The sequence below is a fragment of the Ferrovibrio sp. genome (assembly GCF_002796975.1).
Lineage (GTDB): Bacteria > Pseudomonadota > Alphaproteobacteria > Ferrovibrionales > Ferrovibrionaceae > Ferrovibrio.
Genome location: NZ_PEKV01000007.1, coordinates 20,084 through 43,467 on the forward strand (window position 1 = coordinate 20,084; position 23,384 = coordinate 43,467).

The 23,384-nt window shown below is 61.4% G+C and carries 24 protein-coding genes; 9 read left to right on the forward strand and 15 right to left on the reverse strand.

Translation table 11 applies throughout. From position 1 onward, the window contains the following. From CTR53_RS09575 to CTR53_RS09590, 4 genes are read left to right on the forward strand one after another with little or no spacing between them, the layout of a single operon-like run. Positions 1-1,098, forward strand: a complete 1,098-nt coding sequence (locus CTR53_RS09575; protein ID WP_290812018.1) for an ABC transporter ATP-binding protein — start codon at positions 1-3, stop codon at positions 1,096-1,098. Between the two features lie 11 nt (positions 1,099-1,109). Further along, entirely contained in the window at positions 1,110-2,012 is a 903-nt protein-coding gene (locus tag CTR53_RS09580; protein ID WP_290812019.1) for an amidohydrolase family protein, read from the forward strand. Next, positions 2,012-2,722: a DUF1028 domain-containing protein gene (locus CTR53_RS09585; RefSeq protein ID WP_290812021.1), complete on the forward strand. Its 711-nt coding sequence runs from the start codon at positions 2,012-2,014 to the stop codon at positions 2,720-2,722. Before CTR53_RS09580 ends, CTR53_RS09585 begins: the two co-directional genes overlap by 1 nt. A gap of 4 nt (positions 2,723-2,726) precedes the next feature. After that, on the forward strand, positions 2,727-3,476 hold the full coding sequence (locus tag CTR53_RS09590) for a DUF1028 domain-containing protein (RefSeq protein WP_290812024.1): 750 nt from the start codon (positions 2,727-2,729) through the stop codon (positions 3,474-3,476). Between the two features lie 296 nt (positions 3,477-3,772). Here the strand turns inward: CTR53_RS09590 and CTR53_RS09595 are convergent, their stop codons facing one another. After that, the gene (locus tag CTR53_RS09595; protein WP_290812027.1) at positions 3,773-5,269 is read right to left on the reverse strand and encodes a CoA-acylating methylmalonate-semialdehyde dehydrogenase; all 1,497 of its coding nucleotides are present in this window, start codon (positions 5,267-5,269) and stop codon (positions 3,773-3,775) included. A 116-nt stretch (positions 5,270-5,385) separates the two neighbouring features. Between CTR53_RS09595 and CTR53_RS09600 the strand changes: the two genes are divergently transcribed. After that, a complete protein-coding gene (locus CTR53_RS09600) occupies positions 5,386-6,276 on the forward strand; it encodes a LysR family transcriptional regulator (RefSeq protein ID WP_290812029.1) in 891 nt (296 codons plus the stop codon). Here CTR53_RS09600 and CTR53_RS09605 read toward each other — a convergent pair. The 11 genes from CTR53_RS09605 to CTR53_RS09655 all read right to left on the reverse strand — a co-directional run bounded on the left by CTR53_RS09605 (position 6,273) and on the right by CTR53_RS09655 (position 16,931). Then, positions 6,273-6,839 (reverse strand): carbon monoxide dehydrogenase subunit G, encoded by a 567-nt coding sequence (locus CTR53_RS09605; RefSeq protein ID WP_290812031.1) that lies wholly within the window; start codon positions 6,837-6,839, stop codon positions 6,273-6,275. The genes CTR53_RS09600 and CTR53_RS09605 overlap by 4 nt on opposite strands. 18 nt (positions 6,840-6,857) lie before the next feature. Continuing rightward, positions 6,858-8,069, reverse strand: coding sequence for an FAD binding domain-containing protein (locus tag CTR53_RS09610; protein ID WP_290812032.1), 1,212 nt, complete (start codon positions 8,067-8,069; stop codon positions 6,858-6,860). Positions 8,070-8,073: 4 nt separating this feature from the next. Further along, entirely contained in the window at positions 8,074-8,514 is a 441-nt protein-coding gene (locus tag CTR53_RS09615; RefSeq protein WP_290812035.1) for a VOC family protein, read from the reverse strand. An 18-nt stretch (positions 8,515-8,532) separates the two neighbouring features. After that, the gene (locus CTR53_RS09620) at positions 8,533-9,237 is read right to left on the reverse strand and encodes an ABC transporter ATP-binding protein (RefSeq protein ID WP_290812038.1); all 705 of its coding nucleotides are present in this window, start codon (positions 9,235-9,237) and stop codon (positions 8,533-8,535) included. Beyond that, positions 9,237-9,986, reverse strand: coding sequence for an ABC transporter ATP-binding protein (locus CTR53_RS09625; protein WP_290812041.1), 750 nt, complete (start codon positions 9,984-9,986; stop codon positions 9,237-9,239). The genes CTR53_RS09620 and CTR53_RS09625 overlap by 1 nt, the downstream gene beginning before the upstream one ends. Next, entirely contained in the window at positions 9,983-10,945 is a 963-nt protein-coding gene (locus CTR53_RS09630) for a branched-chain amino acid ABC transporter permease (RefSeq protein ID WP_290812044.1), read from the reverse strand. The genes CTR53_RS09625 and CTR53_RS09630 overlap by 4 nt, the downstream gene beginning before the upstream one ends. A gap of 3 nt (positions 10,946-10,948) precedes the next feature. Beyond that, the gene (locus tag CTR53_RS09635) at positions 10,949-11,833 is read right to left on the reverse strand and encodes a branched-chain amino acid ABC transporter permease (protein WP_290812046.1); all 885 of its coding nucleotides are present in this window, start codon (positions 11,831-11,833) and stop codon (positions 10,949-10,951) included. A gap of 38 nt (positions 11,834-11,871) precedes the next feature. Beyond that, positions 11,872-13,134: an ABC transporter substrate-binding protein gene (locus tag CTR53_RS09640; protein ID WP_290812049.1), complete on the reverse strand. Its 1,263-nt coding sequence runs from the start codon at positions 13,132-13,134 to the stop codon at positions 11,872-11,874. A gap of 64 nt (positions 13,135-13,198) precedes the next feature. Further along, positions 13,199-15,595 (reverse strand): xanthine dehydrogenase family protein molybdopterin-binding subunit, encoded by a 2,397-nt coding sequence (locus tag CTR53_RS09645; protein ID WP_290812052.1) that lies wholly within the window; start codon positions 15,593-15,595, stop codon positions 13,199-13,201. Further along, a complete protein-coding gene (locus CTR53_RS09650) occupies positions 15,592-16,080 on the reverse strand; it encodes a (2Fe-2S)-binding protein (RefSeq protein ID WP_290812055.1) in 489 nt (162 codons plus the stop codon). Before CTR53_RS09650 ends, CTR53_RS09645 begins: the two co-directional genes overlap by 4 nt. An 8-nt stretch (positions 16,081-16,088) precedes the next feature. Next, on the reverse strand, positions 16,089-16,931 hold the full coding sequence (locus CTR53_RS09655) for an FAD binding domain-containing protein (RefSeq protein ID WP_290812057.1): 843 nt from the start codon (positions 16,929-16,931) through the stop codon (positions 16,089-16,091). 146 nt (positions 16,932-17,077) lie between these two features. On the opposite strand from CTR53_RS09655, the gene CTR53_RS09660 reads away from it, so the two are divergent. Then, positions 17,078-17,764 carry a TetR/AcrR family transcriptional regulator gene (locus tag CTR53_RS09660; RefSeq protein ID WP_290812059.1) on the forward strand — a complete coding sequence of 229 codons (687 nt, stop codon included), beginning with the start codon at positions 17,078-17,080 and terminating at the stop codon, positions 17,762-17,764. Between the two features lie 311 nt (positions 17,765-18,075). Here CTR53_RS09660 and CTR53_RS09665 read toward each other — a convergent pair whose 3' ends face one another. The 3 genes from CTR53_RS09665 to CTR53_RS09675 form a co-directional block, all read right to left on the reverse strand. Further along, positions 18,076-18,540, reverse strand: coding sequence for a MaoC/PaaZ C-terminal domain-containing protein (locus CTR53_RS09665; RefSeq protein WP_290812062.1), 465 nt, complete (start codon positions 18,538-18,540; stop codon positions 18,076-18,078). A 150-nt stretch (positions 18,541-18,690) separates the two neighbouring features. Continuing rightward, positions 18,691-19,809, reverse strand: a complete 1,119-nt coding sequence (locus CTR53_RS09670) for a CaiB/BaiF CoA-transferase family protein (RefSeq protein ID WP_290812065.1) — start codon at positions 19,807-19,809, stop codon at positions 18,691-18,693. 19 nt (positions 19,810-19,828) lie between these two features. Continuing rightward, positions 19,829-20,608 (reverse strand): SDR family NAD(P)-dependent oxidoreductase, encoded by a 780-nt coding sequence (locus CTR53_RS09675; protein ID WP_290812068.1) that lies wholly within the window; start codon positions 20,606-20,608, stop codon positions 19,829-19,831. Between the two features lie 145 nt (positions 20,609-20,753). Here CTR53_RS09675 and CTR53_RS09680 point away from each other — a divergent pair, with 145 nt between their 5' ends. The 3 genes from CTR53_RS09680 to CTR53_RS09690 are packed head-to-tail and all read left to right on the forward strand — an operon-like array spanning position 20,754 to position 23,383. Then, positions 20,754-21,434, forward strand: coding sequence for a TetR/AcrR family transcriptional regulator (locus CTR53_RS09680; RefSeq protein WP_290812071.1), 681 nt, complete (start codon positions 20,754-20,756; stop codon positions 21,432-21,434). Beyond that, entirely contained in the window at positions 21,435-22,598 is a 1,164-nt protein-coding gene (locus CTR53_RS09685) for an acyl-CoA dehydrogenase family protein (RefSeq protein ID WP_290812074.1), read from the forward strand. Beyond that, a complete protein-coding gene (locus tag CTR53_RS09690; RefSeq protein ID WP_290812077.1) occupies positions 22,598-23,383 on the forward strand; it encodes an ABC transporter ATP-binding protein in 786 nt (261 codons plus the stop codon). The genes CTR53_RS09685 and CTR53_RS09690 overlap by 1 nt, the downstream gene beginning before the upstream one ends. Position 23,384 lies beyond the last annotated feature (1 nt).

Below are 23,384 nucleotides of genomic sequence, written 5' to 3' on the forward strand. Positions count from 1 at the left end.
ATGAACCAGATCGACGTTGAACTTCAGTCCGTGGTCAAGCGATTTGGCTCGTTTACTGCAGTGGACGGGATTGACCTCGCTGTCCAGTGCGGCCAGTTCGTCACATTGCTCGGCCCTAGTGGGTGCGGCAAGACAACCACGCTCCGCATGATTGGCGGATTGGAGTTGCCAGATTCCGGACGCATCCTCGTCGGTGGCGAGCCGCTCGCCACCGATGGGGGCGCGAGCCGGCCGACCCGCATGGTGTTTCAGAATTACGCCCTGTTTCCGCATATGACCGTGGCGGAGAATGTCGCCTTCGGTCTACGCATGCAGAAGGTGCCGAAAGCCGAGATCGAGACGCGCGTGAAGGATATCGTCGCGTTGCTGGGCTTGACCGCGCATATCGAGAAATTCCCGCGCCAGATGTCGGGCGGCCAGCAGCAGCGTGTCGCTCTGGCGCGCGCCCTGGTGACCCGGCCTCGCGTGCTGCTTTTGGACGAGCCGTTGGGTGCGCTCGACCTCAAGATGCGCAAACATATGCAGCACGAGCTGAAGAAGTTGCAGCGCGAAGTCGGTATTACATTTGTCTATGTGACGCATGACCAGGAAGAGGCGATGAACCTCTCCGACACCATCGTGGTGATGGATCATGGCCTGATCGTGCAGCAGGGTTCGGCGGCCGAGATTTATCAAAATCCGGTCAATGCCTATGTGGCCGATTTCATCGGCGAAGCGAACCTACTGAGCGGCGTGTTCCGCGATGGCGCCGGTGACCGTGCGACAGCGATCTCGCCACTAGGCGTGCTGGGCGGCCGGCTGCCGGAAAGCTATCGGCCCTCTGCGGGCGACCATGTATTATTCTCGATCCGCCCCGAGCATGTCTTGATCGGCCAGAATACGGCATCGCTGGATTTCAACAAGCAGGGCACGCTCACCGAGGTCGCTTATCTCGGCGGCAGTTCGCGCCTGACCCTTGCTGTTGGCGACACCACGCTGCGCGCCGACGTGCCGGGGTTGTTCACCGCACCGGCGGGCGAGGTGGTGATGTTCGGCTGGCAGGCGGAGAATGTCCGCATCCTGCGGCACGATGCCCGTTTCACCACTCCGGTTGCCTGAGGAGGCCCATTGTGATTGTCGATATCGAAACCCATCCACTGCGGCTGGCGCGCCCTGTAGCGACCAATCCGCAGATGTCGATGACCAAGCATTATACCTGGTGCGAACAATCAGCCGATCTGTTGGTCGCCGAGATGAATTACGCCGGCGTCGACAAGGCCTTCCTGATCAGTTACGACGCCGAGGACATCCTGTTCGAATGCCGCGAGAAAGGCTTCGATCTTGAGGATTACAGCGGCGGACGGAAATACTCGCTGCAGGGATTCCGGAAGTATCCGGATCGCTTCTGGTGGTTCAATACGCTCAAGCATCCCAAACGGTACGATGCCGCTGCGCTGGCACAGAGGGATTTCGACGAGGGCGCCTCCGGCCTGAAGATCTTTCCGGCCTATATCGAAGCCAATCTGATCGACGACGACATGAAGCGGATTTTCCGCCTGACGCTCGATCAAGGCAAGCGGATCCTGCTGTCCTTTCAGACCCTGGTGCCGCCGAAAAGTTTCTCCTTAGAAGAATATCTCGAACAGCTGGATCAGCTGCTGACCGAATTACCCGGCCTGCCGATGGTGCTGATGCAGGCCGGCTGCGCCGACCCGATCGCGCCGCGCTGGGATCTAGTGCGGCGGATCGCCGACAAGCACAAGAGCCTGATCATGGGTTGCGGCTATGTCGGCGAAGTCTGGGATGACGACACCGAATATCCCTACCCGAATTATCTGCGCCGCATCGAGGTGTTGACCAAAGCGGTTGGTGCCGACCGCATGATGTGGGGCACTGACTGGCCGTGGTTCGAGGACAAGTTCAAATACAAGCAGGGTGTGGATTCGATCCGCAAGCATGCTCACTTTATGTCAGCGGATCAAAAAGCAGATTTCCTTGGCCGCACGGCGGGCCGTTTCATGGGGGTACTGTAATGACGTTCACGATCGTTGCGCGCGACAAGGACACAGGCCTGCTGGGCATCGCGCAGTCGACAAATCCGCTGTCTGTCGGCGCCCGCTGTCCCTTCATCCGCGCCAACGTTGGCGCCGTCAGCACTCAGGCTTATACCGATCCGGGCCTTGGCCCGTTGGCCATCGAGCTGTTGTCGCTGGGTCATTCGCCGGAGAAGGTGATTGCTGAACTCGGTGAAAGCGATCCCGGCTATGCCTGGCGCCAGATCGGCATCGTCGACCGGCATGGACGCGTGGCGGCACATACCGGTTCGGAAGCCAAGAATTACAAAGGTGCAGTGATCGGCGATGGCTATGTCGTAATGGGCAATCTTTTGCTGACCGATCAAGTGCTACCCGACATGGAAAAAGCCTGGCGTGACAGCGCCGGCGAGCTGTTCGAGGAGCGTCTGATGCGGGTGATTACCGCCGGCCGCGATGCCGGTGGCGATGCGGGTGGCCATCGTTCGGCTTGCCTCATGGTTTATGACACCGAGCCCTACGGCAGGACCGATTTGCGGGTAGATTTCGCGCCGAAGAAGAAAGGCGAGCCCGATGCAGTCGATCTGCTGCGTCGTGCCTTCGACACCTACCGGCCGATGATTCCCTATTACAAGGTGCGGCCGCATAACCCGTCGATGATCGGCTGGATCGACTGGCTGAAGTCGCAAGGCATCGAATACAAGGATTAGGATCATGACATTCACCGTCGTGGCACGCTGCCGCGAGAGCGGACAGGCCGGAATTGCCCTGGCGACGGTATCCATCGCCGCCGGTGGCCTGTGCCCGTTCTTCACCCAGCGTGGTGACATCGCAGTCTGCCAGGCTTATGCCTCGCCACGGATCGGCTATCGCATGGCCAGCGGCATGGAACGCGGCGAAACCGTAGACGCAGTATTCGCCGCCGCTCGGGCCATGGATGCGCACCCTAATTACCGGCAGCTGATCTTGCTCAGCCGTGGCGGTGAGACGCTGGCCTATTCGGGTCCGGACTGTCGGCCCTGGGCTGGGCATATTATCGATGGCGATGTCGTCGTGGCCGGCAATGTGCTGGCCGGACGACAGGTGATCGAAGCGATGCTGGTGACTTTCAAAGTTTCCGCCGGGCAGTCCCTGTCGGAGCGCTTGCTGCTGGCGTTGGAAGCCGGTCGCGATGCCGGTGGGCAGGTGACGGCGGATGGTCTGGGCCTGAGCGAACGTTCAGCCATGGTGCGCGTGCTGGGCAGCGGGGAGGTGGCCGGCTGGCCCGTGCTCGATCTGCGCGTCGACCTGCACAACTCAGCCATTCATGAGTTACGGCGCCTGTGTCAGGTCCATTGTGTTTATGCTGGCTATTCCGACCGTCGCGAGAACGATCCCCCAAACGCAGGCTCTATCGTCGGCTATGAGGCCGACGCCATCAAGTGCGGTGGTATTTTTAGCGGGCGACCATCTGTCTATCGATAAGCACGTTAGGGACAAGTGGTAATACCTAGCCGACAAAAATACGGCTTGGCCTACGAAGGGCGAAGGCTGACATGAGGCGGCTCGGATGACCTATTGCCTATCGGCGGTAACCCAGCGTAGGACATATTTTTTGCGGTAACCTTACGCCAGATTGGTCGTTGGGCGTCGCATGAAACTCAACTCAACTCAACTCAGGCAGTAGATTTTGCGCCTAGCTACCGGCGGGGAGTAAATGGCCTCGGCAGTAGATTTCCGACCCTGCTTTTGGCCAGTGAAGGTTTTTTGTAAGCTGACGATCATTTCATCGTCGGCATGACGAATTCGGCGCCAGCTCGAATCCCGGTTGGCCAACGGCTGGTGATTGTCTTGAGGCGTGAATAGAATCGAACGCCTTCCGGGCCATGCATGTGCAGGTCGCCGAATAAGGACGACTTCCAGCCGCCGAAGGAATGGAAGGCCATCGGCACCGGGATCGGCACGTTGATGCCCACCATGCCGACCTTGATCTGATGCGCGAATTCGCGCGCCGCATCGCCATCGCGCGTGAAGATCGCGGTGCCGTTGCCGTATTCATGCTCGTTGATCCACTTTGCCGCTGTGGCGTAGCTGTCGGCGCGGGCGACAGCGAGAACCGGGCCGAAGATCTCTTCCTTGTAGATCGTCATGTCGGGGGTGACGTGATCGAACAGCGAGCCGCCGATGAAGTTACCATTCTCGTAGCCCTGCAGCTTCAGGCCGCGGCCGTCGACGACGAGCCTGGCGCCTTCGGCCACGCCGGCATCGATATAGCCGCGCACCTTGTCGAGATGTTGGCGTGTGACGAGAGGGCCCATTTCAGCTTCCGGATCGATGCCGGGACCGACGCGGAGCGCACGCACCTTCGGTTCCAACTTGGCCATTAGCGCATCGGCGGTGGCTTCACCCACCGGCACGGCCACCGAGATCGCCATGCAGCGTTCGCCGGCCGAGCCATAGGCTGCGCCCATCAGCGCATCCACTGCCTGATCGAGATCGGCATCTGGCATGACGATCATGTGGTTCTTTGCGCCGCCGAGCGCTTGGCAGCGCTTGCCGGTGCGGGCTGCGGTTTCATAGATGTAGCGCGCGATCGGCGTCGAACCGACGAAGCTGACGGCCTGGATATCCGGGTCATGCAGCAGAGCGTCGACGGCTTCCTTGTCGCCCTGGATCACGCTGAACACGCCGTCGGGCAGGCCGGCTTCCTTCAGCCATTGTGCCAGCAACAGTGCGGCCGAGGGATCACGCTCGGACGGCTTGAGAATAAAACAATTGCCGCAGGCCAGCGCGACCGGGAACATCCACATCGGCACCATGGCGGGGAAGTTGAACGGTGTGATGCCGGCGACGACGCCGAGCGGCTGGCGCAGCGACATGCTGTCGACCTGGGTGCCGACATTCTCGGTGACTTCGCCTTTCAGCAACTGCGGCGCGGCAGTTGCGAATTCCACCACTTCCATGCCGCGCTGGATTTCGCCCTTAGCGTCTGACAGTACCTTGCCGTGTTCGGCGGTAATGACGGCGGCGAGTTCGTCGATCCGCTCGTCCAGGATACGCAGGAAGTTGTTCAGGATGCGGGCGCGCTTCAGCGGCGTGGTCGCAGCCCAGGCCGGGGCGACCGCTTCGGCAGCCTGAACGGCGGCGCGGACCTCGACAGCGGTGGCGAGACAGACTTCACCCGACTGTGCACCGGTGGCAGGGTTGAAAACGGGTGCCGTACGCCCCTGACCCTGTACCAGGCGGCCGTTGATGAAATGGGCAATGACCTTGGACATCTGATGGTTCCTGAGGGTTTGATCGAATGCCCGAGTGTTTCAGCTTTAAGAAATGCACATCAATACGAAATTATGCTAAATCATTGTGCATAAATTAAAGTAATGGCTCGGCGTCAATGGACTGGGATCATCTGAGGGTTTTTCTGGCAGTCGCCCGTGAGGGCCAGCTGCTGTCAGCAGGCAAAAAACTCGGGCTGAACCACGCCACGGTGTCGCGGCGGCTGGATGCCCTGGAGGAATCACTCGGCGCGCAGCTCTTCGTGCGCCGGCCGGCCGGTTCGCTGCCCACGGCGGCAGGCGAACGCCTGCTGGAGGTGGCAGAGCGGCTCGAGACAGCCGTGCTCGGCATTTCCGAAGAGCTGCGCGACGTGACGGCCGAAGTTGCGGGCACCGTGCGGATCGGCGCGCCGGACGGTCTGGGCAACTGCTTCCTCGCCGCCGAGCTTGGCGCGCTGGTGGCGCTGCATCCCGGACTAGTGGTCGAGCTGGTGCCGCTGCCGCGGATCTTCTCGCTGTCGCGCCGCGAGGCCGATCTGGCCATCGTGCTCGAACCGCCGGCCGATGGCCGCCTGGTGGTGTCACGCCTCGCCGAATACTCACTCGGGCTTTATGCCGCGCGCGATTATCTTGAGCGCGAAGGCGCTCCTGCAGATGAAGCCGGGCTGGCACAGCATGTGCTGGTCGCCGGCGTCGAGGATATGGCCTATTCCGCGGCACTGGATTACGGCGCGCTGCTGGAGAAAATGCCGGGCCGCAAATTTCGTTGCGCCAGCGTGGTCGGCCAGCTCGAAGCGGTGCGGGCTGGCACCGGTATCGGCATTCTGCATGACTTTGCGGTCAATGGTGAGGCCGGCCTGGTGCGTGTGCTGCCCGAGGTGTCGTTCCGCCGCAGTTACTATCTGCTGAGCCATCCGGAATCGGCCGGCGTGCGCCGGATTGTCACCTGCCGCGAATTCCTCACCCGTCGTTTTCGCGAGGAACGTGCACGTTTCTTGCCGGCGGACTAGAGCGAAAGGTAGAATGCTGCCGCAATGGCCAGCACCACTACAGCGGCGATAACGAGGAGGCGGCTGTTCTGTGCCGGTTTCGTGGGAGGTACAGCCACAGGCGTTTCGACTGTCGGCTTTGTCGGCGATGTGCTTTCGGCGATCTCGACAAATTTCCGGAAAAAGTCCTCGGCCATTTTTTTCGCCGTCGTATCGATCAGCCGCGCGCCGATCTGCGCCAGCTTGCCGCCGACGGCCGCCTCGACCTGATAGTTCAACTGGGTAGCATCGCCGACCGTGGTCAGTTTCACCGCCGCGCTTCCCTTGGCAAAGCCGGCCGCGCCGCCGCTGCCTTCGCCGGAGATGACGTAGGAATTCGGCGGGTCGAGATCCGACAGCGTCACCTTGCCGGAAAAGCCAGCCTTGATCGGGCCGATCTTGGCGGTGACTTTCGCGAGCAGCACATTGCCGGGCTCGCGCGTCACGCTCTCGCAGCCAGGAATGCATTGCCGCAGCACATCCGCGTCGTTGAGCGCATTCCATACATGCTGCCGGTCCGCGGCAATGCTGACGTCGCCTGCCATTTGCATCTGGTCGTGTCCTTAATGAAGGGCCGGGGAGACGGCGGTTTCGCGCATCACGGCTTCGACAGAGCGGTAGCGTTCCGCCATCTGGCGTTCCTCGGGTGTGAGGATCTGCGCCTGCATATAGGCGCCCAGGCTGCGGGCATGGCCGACGATAAACTGTCCGATCGGTTGCCGTTTGCTGTCGTAGGCTTTCAGTGCCTGCACCGGATCATCCGGCGACGCGGTGAGCGCCTCGGTCAGGGCACGCGCATCGGCCGCTGCCTTGGTCACGCCCATGCCGCAATGCGGCCGCGCCACAAAGGCGGCATCGCCGAGCAACGCGACGCGGCCAAAGGCCAGCTGCGGCGACTCAAGATCGTAGATCGGCTGCACCATCGGCTGTGTCGCCTTGTGCACGATCTCGGCAAACTGCGGCGCCAGCACCGCATCGGCCGCGCGCAGCATGGCCTGCTGCACATCGGCGCGGATCAGCTGCGGCGGGATACCGTCCTCATGCCGGCGGCCCTGTGCGTCGGTTAGCAGATCGGGCAGCTGAGTCTGTTCATCAGCTGGGCGATACCAGACGAAATTGAAACGGCGATGGCCCGGCGAAAGATTGTCGCCGATGCCGGCCACGGGATAGCCCAGCATCTGCTCGCCGGGCGGCAGGCAGAAGGCGAAGCGTTCGAAGAGCGCGCCATGCGTCGCCGGCGACAGCACGGCTTCATCGGTCAGCCCGCGCCAGGCGACATAGCCGGCATAGCTCGGTCGCACCTGCGGCAGAAGAGATTGTCGTACGGTCGAGCGGATGCCATCGGCGCCGATCAGGATGTCGCCACGCTGCTGCGACCCGTCGGCCAGTGTGATCGCCACACCGGCATTGTCCTGCTCGAAACTGCGCAAGCCCGCACCGAAGCGGTAGAGATCGGCCGGCAGCGCCGCCTTGAGCAAATGATACAGCCGGCCCCAGGCGGTGAGGATTTGCGGCAGCGTGCTTTCCTGCAGCACCGCGCCGTTGCGGCCCAGGGTGACGCGGCCGGGCACCGGCACGCCGATCTTGTCATCAATCGTCAGGCCTGCGACTTCAAGGCAGTCGAAGAGTTCGGGATGCGTGACGATACCGGCGCCACGGCCGGACAGAGAGGTATTCGCCCGTTCCAGCACCACCACGTCCCAACCGGCACGATGCAGCATGTTGGCCGCCAGCAGGCCACCCAGCGAGCCGCCGGCAATCAGCGCGCGGCGCACCGGATCACGCTCCGGCTTCGGCGGCCGGATAATTCAGTTCGATGGTTACGCCGGAGGGATCGGTCAGGAACAGTTGATGCAGGCCGAGCGAGGGCACCGTGCGTTCGAAGAAATCCAGCCCGCGGGCATTCAGGTTCTTGCGCATCGCCGCCAGACCGGTCGCGGTGAAGGCGATGTGGTCGACCGTGCCGGTACCCTGCAGGCTGTCGAGCGGCTTGTCGCCGAGATAGTCGATCAGGCCCTGGGGATCATTCGGGTCGATGCCGATGATATGGACGGTGCCGTACTCCTTGTCGTCATCGTCGCCCATATAGAGCCAGATGCCGGGGAATTTGAATTCCGGCCGGAAGCCGACGCGAAGACCCAGGATGTCGGTATAGAAAGCCCGCGAGGCTTCGAGGTCGGTCGTACGGATCGAATAATGCGCCAGCCGGTTGATGCCCATTGTCGTATCCTCCCGTGCTTAGACAGCGCAGTAACGTTCCTGCATGGCCTTGTCGGCCAGCAGGGCGGCGGCGGTGTCGTGATACACAATCTCGCCCTGGTCCATGATATAGGCACGGTCGGAAATCCCGAGCGCCAGTTCGACATTCTGTTCCACCAGCATGATCGTGGTGCCGGCCGCCTTCATGGTCCGGAACAGCTCGAACATCTCATCCACCAGGATCGGCATGATGCCTTCCGAAGGCTCGTCCAGCAGGATCATCTGTGGCTCGGCCATCATGGCGCGGGCAATCGCCAGCATCTGCTGCTCGCCGCCCGACATGGTGATGGCTTCCTGCGTCAGACGCTGCTTCAGGCGCGGAAAGGTCTCGGCGATCACGTCGATGCGTTCATTTTCCTTCGACCGGCTGGCGCTGCCAATGATGCCAAGGCGCAGGTTCTCCAGCACGCTCAGGCCGGGAACGATGCGGCGCTCCTCGGGCACATAGGCCAGACCGCGGTGAAAGCGTTTGTGCGCGGGTTCGGACAGGATTTCTGCGCCGTCGAAGACCACGCTGCCCTGCCGCTTAGGCACCAGGCCCATGATGCTGCGCAAGGTAGTGGTCTTGCCGGCACCGTTGCGGCCGATCAGGGTGACGATCTCGCCGCGTTTCACCTCCAGCGAGATGCCCTGAAGGATGTGGCTGTGGCCGTACCAGGCCGACAGGTTGGCGATCTTCAGCATCAGTGGCGCCCCTGTCCGAGATAGACCCGCTTGACCTCGGCATTGGTTCGCACCTCATCCGGCGTGCCATCGGCCAGCAGCTCGCCATGATGCAGCACGATGATACGTTCGCAGATACCCATCACCAATTTCATCTTGTGTTCGACCAGGATGATGGTGCGGTCGCGGCTCAGGCGCTGGATCAGGTCCATCATCACCCGGGTTTCCTCGGGCGACATGCCGGCGGTCGGTTCATCGAGCAGCAGCAGCACCGGTTCGGCGGCCAGCGCCATGGCGATTTCCAGCGCGCGCTGCTCGCCATGCGCCATGTCTTGCGCCGTGCGATCGGCGCGCGCTTCCAGGCCGACAAGGGCCAGCAGTTCATGCGCCCGGCGGTTCACCTCGGCATAGCCGTCACGATTGCGCCACGGATTGAGACCGACTTTGCGAGCCTGCACGGCGACGCGCACATTCTCGAAGGCTGACAGCTTCGGGAAGACGTTGGTGATCTGGAATGACTTGGCTATGCCGTAGTTGGCGAATTTATGCTGCGGCAGGGCCGAGATGTCGCGACCCTGGAACAGCAGCTGGCCGGTGGTGGGTGGGAAGGCGCCGGACAGAATGTTGAAATAGGTGCTCTTGCCTGCGCCATTGGGCCCGATGATCGCGGTCAGTTTGCCGCGTTCGAATTCGATGGAAATGTCCTTGAGCGCAACGAAGCCGCCAAAGGTTTTGCCGACATTGCGGGTCGCCAGAATGATCTCGCTCATTTCCGCACCATCCAGGCCAGTGCCGAGCCCCAGATGCCTTTAGGGAAGAACAGCACGAAGATCACGAAGACCGCACCGAGCACGAGCTGCCAATGACTGGTCATCGTGGTCAGCACGTCTTCCAGCAGTAGGAAGGCGGCGGCGCCGACGAAGGGCCCGAAGAAGGTGTTCATACCACCGAGCAGCGCCATCATCACCACCTGGCCCGAGGTCAGGTAATGCAGGGTCTCGATCGGCACAATGGAGAGATGCAGCGCTTTCAGCGCGCCGGCCAGGCCGCAGAAGGCACCCGAGATGACGAAGGCAATGAACTTGACCCGTGCCACGTCATAGCCGCAGGCGCGTGCACGGCTTTCATTCTCGCGGATCGCCTCCAGCACTGCACCGAACGGCGAAGCTAGGAGTCGGGAGAACAGCCAGAGCGCAAAGGCGACGAAGGCCAGGATGACGTAATACTTCGTGGTCGGGTTCAGGAAGTTGACGCTGAAGCCGAGGATGCCGATTTCCGAGAGGTTGATGCCGCGCAGGCCGTTCTCGCCGCCGGTCAGGTTCACCGCCTGATAGAAGAGGTAGTAGACGCATTGCGACAGCGCCAGTGTCACCATGGCGAAGTAGATGCCGCGCGTGCGGATCGCTAGGAAGCCCATGATCGCCGCGAAGAACACCGACACCAGCACGCCGATCAGGATCGAGGCGAACCATGGCACACCGAAATGCACCAGCGCGATACCGCAGCCATAGGCGCCCGAACCAAGGAAGGCGGCATGGCCGAAGGAGAGCAGCCCAGTATAGCCGAACAGCAGGTTGAACCCGACCGCGTATAGGCCGAGCACGAGGATGTTCACCGCCAGCGCTTCATAAGGCATCAGCCAAGGGAAGATCAGCAGGAAGCCGATGGCTAATGCGGCGCGATGGCGTTTGCCGAAGGCAATGAGAGAGGCGGCCGTATTCGTGGTCATGGTTCAGCCCATCAGCCCGGCGCGGCCGAACAGGCCTTGCGGACGAACCAGCAGCACCAGTGCCATCAGCAGGAAGATCGAGACCTTGGCCATTTCCGGCATGAACAGGGACGTCATGGCGACGACGATGCCGACCATCAGCCCGGCGGTGACGGCGCCAATCAGCGAGCCCATGCCGCCGACCACGGTAACGACGAAGGCCTCGGCCAGCACCGGGATGCCCATTTCAGGGGTCACGGCCTGCAGCGGTGCGGCCAGGATGCCGGACAGGCCGGCGATGCCGGTGCCGATGCCGAAGACTAGCAGCCAGATTTTCGACACATCGATGCCGAGCACTTTCAGGATTTCGGGGTCGCGCGCACCGGCGCGGATGATCAGGCCGAACTTGGTCTTCTCGATGAACAGCCAAAGGCCCAGCACCAGCATGCCCGTCGCGCCGATCAGGAACAGGCGGTAAAGCGGAAAATAGCCGATACCGATATCGACTGCGCCACGCAGACCGGCCGGTGTGCTGAAGGGAATGCCGTTCAGACCGAAGAGAATACGGATGCTTTCAATAAAGACGTAGCCTAGGCCGAAGGTCAGCAGCAGGGGATCGTCGATATTGCGGCCATAGAGCGGCCGGACCAGGAAGCGTTCAACCACTAGGCCGATGGTGCCCACGGCCAGCGGGACGAGGACGAGGCAGATCCAGAAGTTTTTGGTCAGGCCATAGAGGAAGACGCCCATATAGGCGCCGACCATGTAAAAGGCGCCATGGGCAAAGTTGACGATAGTCAGCATGCCAAAGATCAGCGACAGGCCGATGGCCAGAAGAACAAAGACTGAGCCGAGCGCCACGCCAGTGACGATTTGTAACAATAGTAATTCAAGAGTGAGACCAGACATTACCAGTCCTTCGTTATGGCGTGACGCTCGGCAATCACTCAGGCTTTGTGGCCAAGATCGGCACAGGAGCGCAGATTCTTCTCATCGGGATTCTCGACCCCAACGATACTGAACACGTCGTTCTTGTCCTTCATGTCCTTGCTCTTCGATTCGATTACGAGAACCGACTGGACCGACTGATGGTCGCAGCCACGGTAATACTGCGGGCCCTTGTAGAAGTCGTATTTCAGGCTCCGCATGGCATCCACGACCTTGGCGGTATCGGTGGTGCCAGCATTCTTGACGGCGGTGAGTACGCTGCGAACGCCGGCATAGCCCAGCGCACCGTAATCGGACGGAACTGCCCCGCCATTGGCGGCGCGGAACTTGTCGTTGAACGCCTTGGCAGTCGGAACAGTGTCTTCCAGGCGCCAGTAATACGAAGTACCGCCGACCACGCCTTCGAAAATCTCCGGACCGCCGGCTACGCGGGCAGTATAGAGCAGGACGGGTGCGACGATCTTGATCTTTTCCTTCAGGCCGAATTCGGTGGCCTGCTTCACGGCATTCACCTGGTCGCGGCCGAAGTTGCAGATGCAGAGCACATCGGGGCGCAGCGACTGGATGCGCGGCAGGAAGGCGGAATAGTCGTTGGCGCCGATTGGGTGGCGGATATCTGCCAGCGTCTGCGCACCGAGCAGCTTACCTGCCGATTCAAAGCCACGCACCATCTCATGGCCATAGGCATAATCGGCGGTCAGATAAACCACCTTTTTGCCAAACTTGCTGAAGGCATAGCGGCCGACAGCCCCGGCAGTCATGTGCGGATTGAGCGCCTCGTGGAAGGTGAACTTGCTCCAGTCCTTCACCTCGTTGATCGCATCCGACTGGCTGATCGAATTGAAGATCACGCCGCGCTCTTTGGTCACGTTGTTGATCGAGAGCTGCACAGCGGCCGACAGCGAGCCGACAACGTAGTTGACCTTGTCCTTCTCGATTAGCTCCAGCGTGCGGGTCGCCGCTTCGCCGGGATTGAGCTTATCGTCGCGCACCAGCAACTCGGCCAGCCGGCCCTGGAAGCCACCAGCGTCGTTGAATTCCTTGACGGCGATTTCGGCCGCCTTGACCTGATCATTCGCCTCGGCGCCGAACGGGCCTGTCAGCGGCACCGGGAAGCCGATCTTGATCGCGCCGGCCTGGGCTCTGGCGATCGAGAACAGCGACGGGGTAAAGCCGGCAAGGGCAACGCCGCCAGCACCGGCGGCGAGAATTTCGCGCCGGCTCATGCCGGAGCGACGCTTGGAATTACGCGTGTTCGTCATGGTTTCCTCCACCAGGTTTATGTTGCGACAGTTCATCTGCCGTTTAAGCCGTACTCTTCAGACATCATCCGACCTTGGCGCTAACCCTGCCGAGCGCCATGAGGATGGATTCAGGTGTAAAGGGCTGTGCTGCCAGGCTAACATTCAACGGCTGCAGCGCGTCGTTGATCGCATTCATCACGGCACCCGGTGCACCGGCCGTACCGGCTTCGCCGGCGCCCTTGGCGCCAAGCTCGGAGCTGGCTGTGGGCGAGACGACATGGCCAACCACGATATCCGGCATCTCGCCGGCCATCGGTACCAGGTAGTCGATCATCGAACCGTTCACGAGCTGGCCGCGGTCGTCATAGATGCACTGCTCGTACAGCGCGCCACCCAGGCCTTGCACGACGCCACCGCGAATCTGCTCGTCGACCAGCTGCGGATTGATGATGGTGCCGCAATCCTCGACGCACCAATGTTTGAGTAGCGTGACGAAGCCAGTCTCGGTATCGACTTCCAGATAGGATCCCTGGATGCCGTTGGTAAAGACGAAGGGATAGTCCTTTTGCACGTAATGCCGCGTCACCACGAATTCAGGCTGCAGGCCTTTCGGCAAGGCATCCGGCCGGAAGTAGACGACGCGGCCGATCTCTTCCAACGGCAGGCGCTCCACGCCGGTATCGGTGTCCACCACGGTCCCGTTGCGGATATCCAGGCTTTCCGGCGCGGCCTGCAGCATGGCGGCGGCAACGGTGAGAATATTCTGCCGCAGTGCCTTGCCGGCCTGCAAAGCCGCTTCGCCGCCGATGCCGGCGCCGCGCGAAGCCCAGGTGCCGCCGCCATAGGGCGTGGCATCGGTATCGCCGGTGATGACGCGGACCCTTTCCATGGTGACGCCGACGGCGGTGGCCGCGATCTGCGCGATCATCGCTTCGGTGCCCTGGCCCTGTTCGGTGACGCCGGTGGCGCAGATGATGGTTCCGGTCGGATCGAGCCGGATGGTGCAGCCATCCTGCGACGAGATACGCGCGCCGCCGACGCCATAGAAGGCTGCTGAGGGATTGGTGACCTCGATGAAGCTGGCAAGGCCAATGCCACGATAGATTCCGCGCTTGCGCAGCTCGGCCTGTTCGGTGCGTAAGCCGTCGTAGTCCATCAGCTTCAGCAGTTTCTCGAGCGAGGCGTGATGCGACAAGCTTTCATAGGGCAGGCCGGCCAGGCCCGTGTAGGGATAGGCGTCATCGGGGATCAGGTTGCGCCGGCGGATTTCGGCCGGATCGATGCCCAGTTTACGCGCGGCCAGATCGACCAGGCCTTCGGTGACCGCGCAGGCGATGGGATGCCCGACTGCGCGATACTGGCATGTCACGTTCTTGTTCTGGAACACCACTTCGGTGGCGGCGCGATAGGCCTTGTGCTTGTAGGGTCCGCCAACCAAGTTGACGACCTGGTTGGCCTCGACCGCACTGGTGCGCGGATAGACCGAGTAAGGCCCGATGCCGGTGCGGTCGTCGATCTCGAAGGCGAGGATTTCGCCGTCATTCTTCACCGCAATTCTGCCCTTGATACGGTGATCGCGGGCGTGAATGTCAGTCACGAAAGATTCGAGGCGGTCGGCGATGAATTTCACCGGGCGCTTCAGCAGCACAGAGAGTGCGGCGGTCGCCATCTCGTCGGGATAGATATGTACCTTGATGCCAAACGAGCCGCCGACATCCTTGCACACCACACGCACATCGGACTCGGTGAGATTCAGATGCTTGGCTAGCAGGTTCTGGATCATGTGCGGCGCTTGCGTCGCCTGATAGGCGACCAGCTTGCCCTCGGCCGGCTGGTAATCGGCCAATACGGCGCGCGGCTCCAGGCAGACGCCGGTATGACGACCAGTATGGAAGATTTCCTCGAAAACATGATCGGCGGCAGCGAAGGCGCCATCTACATCGCCAGTTACCAGTTCGCGCCGGAAAGCCAGGTTGTCGCCCAGGTCGGGATGGATGACCGGTGTGCCGGCGTCGAGTGCTGCTTCCATGTCGACAACGGCCGGCAGTTCCTCCCACTCCACCACGACCATTTCGGCGGCATCTTCCGCTTCGGCCCGGGTTTCGGCGACCACGGCGGCGACGGCCTCCCCCTGCCAGCAGGCGCGGTCGATGGCGATGGCATGTTGCGGCGCGGATTTCAGCCCCTTCATATGGGTCAGCACGCCAACCCAGGGGGTGATCACCTTGGCCAGCTCCGGCCCGGTGACGACCGCAATCACGCCTGGCATCTCCTGCGCGGCTGCGCGGTCGATACTGACAATTTTGGCATGAGCGTGCGGGCTGCGCACGAAGACCACATGCAGCATGCGGGGCAGCGTGATGTCGTCCACATAGGTGCCGCGACCCTGCAGTAGCTTCTTCACATTCGGGCGTGGGACGGTGCGGCCGATGTAGCTGTTGGGACGGTCGAAGAAAGAAACCGGCGGTGCGCTGCTCATGCGGCACCGCCTTTATTCCGGCGAGTTTCCAGCACGAAGGCGATGGCATCGACGATCGCGTGATAGCCGGTACAGCGGCAGTAGTTGCCGGAGATATGCGCGCGGATTTCCTCTCGATCGGCATGGGGATGCAGCTCGACCAGTTCGGCGGCGGTCGCCAGCATGCCCGGCGTGCAGAAGCCGCATTGCAGCGCGTTGTACTGGTGGAAGGCCTCCTGCAGGTCAGCGATGGCGCCGCTGTCGCTCAGGCCTTCGATGGTCTCCACTTTGGCGCCGTCAGCCTGCACCGCCAGCATCAGGCAGCCGCGCACGGCGGTACCGTTCACCTGAATCGTGCAGGCACCGCAGACACCGTGTTCGCAGCCGAGATGCGAGCCGGTCAGGCTCAGTTCGTTACGCAGGAAATCGATCAGATGCTGGCGCGCGGACACGCGGCGCCGCAGCTTCTGTCCGTTCACAATGACGCTGATCTCGTGCTGCTCCATGGGACTCTCTAGGCTGAAGGTAGCAGTGCGGGCAGGGCACGGCGCAGCAACACCGCGGCCAGATGCAGCTTGGTCTGCGGGCCGGCATTGAGGTCGCCGCTGGACTCAAGGTCGTCGGCCAGGCTGGCGCAGGCGGCTTCGACACCGGCTGCACCATCGCGGATGAGGTGGGTGGCAGCGCGTTCAGCGGAGACGGGCCGGTCCGCCACACCGAAATAAGCCAGCCGAAGCATGCCGAGCTGCGGCGAGGCTGCGGCCAGGCCGATCATCGCGTAGTCGCCATGGCGCCGCGCCAGTTCTGAGAACGCAAAGCGATGGCTGGTAGTTGCTTTGGGAAATTCGATGGCGGCGAGGATTTCGCCCGGCTTGAGATCAGTCTCGAACAGACCATGAAAGAACTCAGAGGCTTTGACGCGACGCTCCTGATCGCGGTTTCTCAGGATGAAAGTCGCGTCCAGCGCCGTCGCGCAGGCCGGCAGCTCGGCCGCGGGATCGGCGAAAGCCAGGCTGCCGCCAATGGTGCCGCGGTTGCGGATGGCGGGATGCGCGATATGTGGCATCGCGGCTGCTAACAGCTGTACGTGTCTGGAAATAATGGGAGATTTCTCCAGCGCCACATGCGTCGTGAGCGCTCCGACCACGACGGTATCAGCGGTTTCCCGGATGCCCTGCAGATCGGCGATGGCGTTGATGTCGATTAGCAGCGTTGGGCGGGAGAGGCGCAGATTGAGCGACGGGATCAGGCTCTGGCCGCCAGCCAGGATTTTTGCCTCATCGCCATGCTGCTCCAGCAGGTCAAAGACCTGGCCGAGTTCGCGCGCCTTCACATAACCGAACGGCGGTGCCTTCACCGGTTTCCCCCCTCAGCCCGCATTGTGTATGAAGTCCGGGCTGTCACGGCTCTGCGGCCGGTGAGAGGAACGTTAGGCGAGCGTATAAAGACGAGTCAACACTATTTATCATATGATAAACAAGAATTCAGAAGGTGCGCTGCAAAATGACGAAGGTAGACAAACGAAAAAAGCCGAAGGCAGAAACGTCCCCGAAGCGCTCGCGCCTGCTGCCTGACGAGCGGGAAAAGCAGATTGTGGCGGAAGCGATCAGGTTTTTCGCGGAAGTCGGCTTCGACGGGCAGACGCGCGAACTCGCCAAGCGGCTGAATATCACGCAGCCGCTGCTCTACCGGTATTTCCCGACTAAGCAAGGTCTGGTCGATCGGGTTTACAAGGAAATCTACCTCAATCGCTGGAATCCGGAGTGGCAGGACTGGATTGAGGATCGCAGTACGCCCGTGGCGGCGCGGTTGAAGCGGTTTTATACCGAATACTATCCGACCATCGTGAACCATGACTGGATGCGCATCTTCTTCCAGGCCGGCATGCGTAATGTCGGCTTTAATCAGCGGTATCTCAAGTTGGTGCGCGAACGCATCCTGCTGGTGTTGTGCGCCGAAGTGCGGCACGAGCTTGACCTGCCATCAGTTGCAACAGTGCCAGTCAGTCCCGCTGAGCTCGAGCTATACTGGGGTCTGCACGGTTCGATCGTCTATGACGGCATTCGCCAGTATATCTACGGTACCACCGTGCCGCCCGAGCCAGTTGCGGTGACCAATGCCAAAATCGACATCTTCATGGCTGGGATAAAAATAGAAGTCGCAAAGCTTGTGGGCAAAGGTCAAAAGTAAATATGCGTGTTGTCCACTGCCGCGCAGTCAGTCTTGGCCAGGCCTCTCGGTGCCGGCAAATTCTCTGTATTAGTGGCTAGATAAACGCCGCTGATCTCAGCCTGTCCACTCGCCAGTAGATTTTGCGCCTTTGATCGCGGCCGAGATCTTAGTCGCTCTTGATAAGACCAATAGTGGGCAGGTTGGCCGATAGGCCGATGATGAGCAGGATATCTTGTGCATTGAGAGTATGAGGCTTAGTTATCGCATATAACCTGATCCGTGGCCGCCGAGTATGTTCGCAGCAGCTGGCAGGTTTGTGCGCGAACCGATTAGCATGGCCGGCAGGCAACAAGTACAATGAGCGTGAACGTGAATATATTCTGATGGCTGCTGTCATATGTGTTGAACTTGACGCGGAGCTTTCCGCGATCTGACTTGGATGTGAGCGACTTCTCCAGAACCGACAGTTCTACATGTATATCTTCGTCCGGGAGGAACGGCGCTTTAAATCGCAGGTCATCGAACCCGACACCCGCTACAGCCGTGTTTCGCAATATCCCTGTACGGTCGAAGAGTTTCCAGCTCAACATAAGAACGTGAAGGCCGCTCCCGACGAGCATCCCAAATGTACTCTTTTTCGCCGCTTCTTCGTCGAGATGAAAATACTGCTGGTCCCATTCCTTTGCGAACTGAATGACCTCATCTTTTGTGGCCCTTGCTGTGTTCGTCGAGAACTGTTGGCCAACTTCAAAGTCTTCGAAGTACATCCCGTGATGCAGGATATGAGTGCTCATTGACACTGAAAGTTCTCCTCCATTTTCATGCTGTCTGAATGGGCAATATGAAGACCATTCAATTGTGCCATCCAGAAACCGAACAAAGCTAATTCAGGGGTCCGTCCTACCATGTTTGGCATAAGAAGCGACGGATAGGTGCCCGAAGGGCTAATTACCATCAGCCGGTTTGTAGCCCCAGTCGATGAGGGCCTGTTCACCGCCTTCGCCGCGGCTTGGGGGGCTGCGACGGATCGCGCCCGGAGTACGCGAGAAACGTGGCGCCGGCGCGGGCTGTGTGATGCCGTCAGGTGACACGAAGGTTTCACGCGCCTTCATATGGGAATGCTGCGGCGCTTCCTCGAGTCCAAGTACCGGAGCGAAACAGACATTACTTCCTTCCATGATGTCGCACCATTCAGTACGCGTCTTCGATTTAAAGGCGGTCGCAATGGCGTCGCGCAGAGAAGGCCAGGATTTCCCGTCATACTGCTTAGGTAGCACAGTGACATCGAGGCCTAGTTTCTGCACTAGTTCGGCATAGAACTTGCCCTCAACCGAGCCGACAGCCACAAAGCCGCCGTCACGGCATTCATACGTGTCGTACCAGGGCGCAGCACCATCCAGTATATTGTCGCCCCGCACGTCGCTCCACAGCCCGATGCCCTTCATGCCGTAGAACATGGTCATCAGAGAGGCAGCACCATCCACCATGGCGGCGTCGACCACCTGCCCGCTTCCTGATTTCTGCCGCTCGAACAGGGCTGCTAACACGCCCATGGCGAGATAGAGCGACCCGCCGCCAAAATCGCCGACGAGGTTTAACGGCGGCACGGGTTTGCCGCCCCTGTGGCCGATGGCATGTAATGCTCCGGTCAGCGCGATGTAGTTAATGTCATGCCCTGCCGCCATGGCGAGCGGGCCGTTCTGACCCCAGCCGGTCATGCGGCCGTAGATCAGCTGCGGATTGCGCTGATGCGCTGCATCCGGTCCGAGCCCGAGACGTTCCATCACGCCCGGACGGAAGCCTTCGATGACGATATCGGCGCGGGCGATCAGGTCGAGCACCAGCGCGATGGCCTTGGCATCCTTCAGGTTGAGTGCCAGCGACCGTTTACCGCGCCCCAGCAATTCGTATTCCGGTTTGATCGGCAGTCCAAGATCGACATCACCGGTGCGATCAATGCGCAGTACGTCTGCACCCAGATCGGCCAGCAGCATGCCGCAGAATGGCACAGGGCCGATCGATGGCATCTCGATGATCTTCAGGCCGGAAAGCGGTCCGCTCATCTCTGTCTCCTCTTCTGGACTACGCGGCGGAAATGCCGCCGTTGACGCTGATGGTCTGGCCCGTGAGCCGCGCCGCTGCTGGGCTTGACAGAAACACGACGAGTGCCGCCAGATCGTCGGGACTGACCACGCCGAGGCGTGCCAGGCTTTCGGCCTTGGCGAACAGTTTGCCGGCAAACGGATCGGCCATCAGCGTGTGATACAACGGCGTGTCGCGCACGATGCTGGGTGTCAGGCAGTTCACGCGGATGCCATTGCGCTTGGCTTCGATGGCCAGTGCGCGGCAAAACATCGCAATTGCAGCCATGGCGGCGCCGATGCAGACCTCACCTGGCGTTGCCACCTTTCCCGCATCCGAGGCGATGCACAGGATGGTGCCGGATTTCCGCGCGATCATGTGCGGCAGGGCGGCGCGCACCGGCAACAGGACGCTGGAAGTGAGGCTGCCGATGATCTGCTGCACATCTTCGAGCGGGGTGTCATGCAGCAGGCGTGGCAGCGGATCGCCGCCGGCGCCGCTCAGCAGCGTATCGATCCTGCCAAAGGCGGCGATACTCGCCTCTATGGCTCCCGCCGCCTGCGCGGGCTGCGCCAGATCGGCAGGGGTGAATCGAATATCTGCGCCGGGTGCTACCCGCTGCAGGCTGTCGCAGGCAGTCGCGCCGCGCACCGGGTTTCGCCCGACCAGCATGACATGGCCAACCCCGTCGGTCAGCAGGGCTCTGGCGGTGGCCAGGCCAATTCCGGCTGTTCCTCCGCAGATTACCGCCACTTCTTTGCTTCGGGCTTGGTCGCTCATCTCTGATTTCCTTCGAATAGATTTATTTAGTGAATATTGAGTAACAATAGTTTCTCATGTTGCATTTATAGTTCCAACATGTAACTTGAGTGAAGGATCAGGCAAAATGGCGATCTCAAGAGCCACCCCCTGATTCGGAGGAACGATGAGCAAGTGGGCAAACGCGGTGCCAAGCCGCGCCGAGCAGACTGATAACAAGCGGAAAGCCATCATCCGTGAGGCAGCGCGCGTCTTTAACCGGCGCGGCAGCCACGGCACCACGCTGGACGATGTCGCCGAGCGTCTCGGTGTCACCAAGACCGCGCTCTATCGCTATGTGAACAACAAGAACGACCTGCTCTTCGCCTGCCACGAGGAAGCGATGGAAATCGCCAACGAGCATCTCGGCATCGGCGAGCGCGACGGCAGCAATGGCCTGGAAAAAATCCGCATCGGCATGACCGGCTACCTGCGCACCATGATCAGTGACATGGGCGTGCCGGTGCTGATCCTGGAGGAAAACGCGCTGGCCGACGGTACCGCGGGCCCGATCATCGCGCTGCGCGATGCCTTCGAAAAGCGGCTTCGCCGCCTGGTCGAGGAAGGCATCCGCGACGGCAGCATTGTGCCGGTCAATCCCAAGCTCGCGGTCTTCATGCTGTTGGGCGCCGTCCACTGGGTCACCAAGTGGTACTCGCCCGAGGGTCCCTGGACGGCCGAGCAGGCCTCGGAAGCCCTGATCGAACTTGCAACACGCGGCTTCAGTGCGCAGCCCGGCGCTGCACTGACCAGCGATCTGCACCAATCCATCATGTCATTCACAGCCGCAAGACCAAACGAGGGATAGATGAATTTCGAACTCACGCAGGATCAGCTGAATCTGCAGGCCAAGGTCAGGGAGTTTGCCCAGGCGGAAATCGCGCCACGGGCTGAAGAGCTGGATCGCACCGGCGAATTTCCCGCCGACCTGTTCAAGAAGCTCGGCGATCTCGGCGTGATGTCGATTCCCTTCCCGGAGAGCCTGGGCGGCATGGGCCTGGGCGTGTTTGACGCCGTGCTGGCGCTGGAAGAAGTGGCGCGTGCCGATCAGTCGCTGGCCGTTTCGGCGATGGTGAGCATGGCGACCGGCCTGACGCTTGCACGCTTCGGCACGCAGGAGCAGGCCGAACAGTGGCTGCCCGACATCGTGAGCGGCCAGAAGATGTGCGCCATCGCCGGCACCGAGCCGGATGCCGGCAGCGACACGGCGGGTTTCAAGACCCGCGCCCGTGAAGTCGGTGGCAATCGCTGGGTGATCAACGGCGAAAAGGCCTATATCACCAATGCCGGCACCGACCTGTCGACCTTCACGCTACTGCTGACCGTCAGCAGTCCGCCGGATGCACCAAACAAGTCCTACACGCTGTTCCTGGTGCCGAACGATTCGCCCGGCTACACGCGTGGCAACAAGTATCGCAAGATGGGCTGGCGTTCGTCGGATACCCGTCCGCTGTATTTCAGCGACTGCGAATTGAGTGGCGACAACATCATCGGCCAGCCGCACAAGGGCCGCTTCGTGCTGCATAAGGGCTATCAGGCTGCCCGACTCTTCCTCGCCACTTGCTCGCTGGGTCTGGCGCAGGCCTGTCTTGACCACTCGATCCGCTATGCGCAGACGCGCCAGGCTTTCGGCGGCTCGATCGGCCGGCTGCAGATGGTGCAGGAAATGATTGCGGAGATGGCCCTGCTGGTCGACTCCGCGCGCCTGATCACCTATCGCGCCGCCTGGGGCGTCGATAACGGCCATCACAACCTGATGGACCTGTCGATGGCGAAATACCACGCCACTGAAGCCGGGTCGAAATGCGCCAACCTGGCGGTGCAGATCCATGGCGGTTGGGGCTTCATGGACGATTGCCCGGTGTCGCGTTACATGCGCGACAACCGCGTATGCACCATCGGTGACGGCAGCTCGCAGATTCAGAAGCTGCTCATCGCCCGTGAATGCGGTCTGGACGTCAGCTTCTCCTGATGTCGGCGATTGCTGTGGATAGCGACCTCGTCCTCGAGGCGAGGGACCTGCATCTGCGTTTCGGCAATGTCGAAGCGCTGAAGCAGGTCTCCATCCGCGTCCGGCCGGGCGAAATCCACGCCATCATCGGCCCGAACGGTGCCGGCAAGTCGAGCTTGCTGAACTGCCTGTCGGGCTTCTACCGTCCGCAGACCGGATCGGTGCGCTTCATGGGCGGGGATATCACCCGCCTGGCGCCGAACCGTCGTGCCGCAGTGGGAATGGGCCGCACCTTCCAGGGTATCCAGACCTATCCGAGCATGACGGCGCGCGAGAACATTCTCACTGGCTTCCATAACTGCATGCGCACCGGCATGCTCGATGCGCTGCTCTACTGGGGGCGTGTCCGCCGCGAGGAAGAAGCTTTCGCCGCCAAGGCCGAGGAGATCATCGAATTCCTCGAACTGGAAGAACTGCGCCATACCGTGGTCGGCGACCTCAGCTATGGCCTGCGCAAGCGGGTCGATCTGGGACGCGCCATCGCGCTCGACCCCAAGGTCCTGATCATGGACGAGCCGATGGCCGGCATGAATCCGGAAGAGAAGGGCGACCTGGCCCGCTACATCCTCGACATCCGCGATGCGCGCGGCATTCCGGTGGTTTTGGTCGAGCATGACATGGAAGTGGTGATGGATATCTCCGACACCGTGACCGTGATCGATTTCGGTCGCGTCATCGCGGTCGGCACGCCGGCCGAGGTGCGCCGCGATCCGGCGGTGATCGCCGCCTATCTGGGCAAGGAATAGC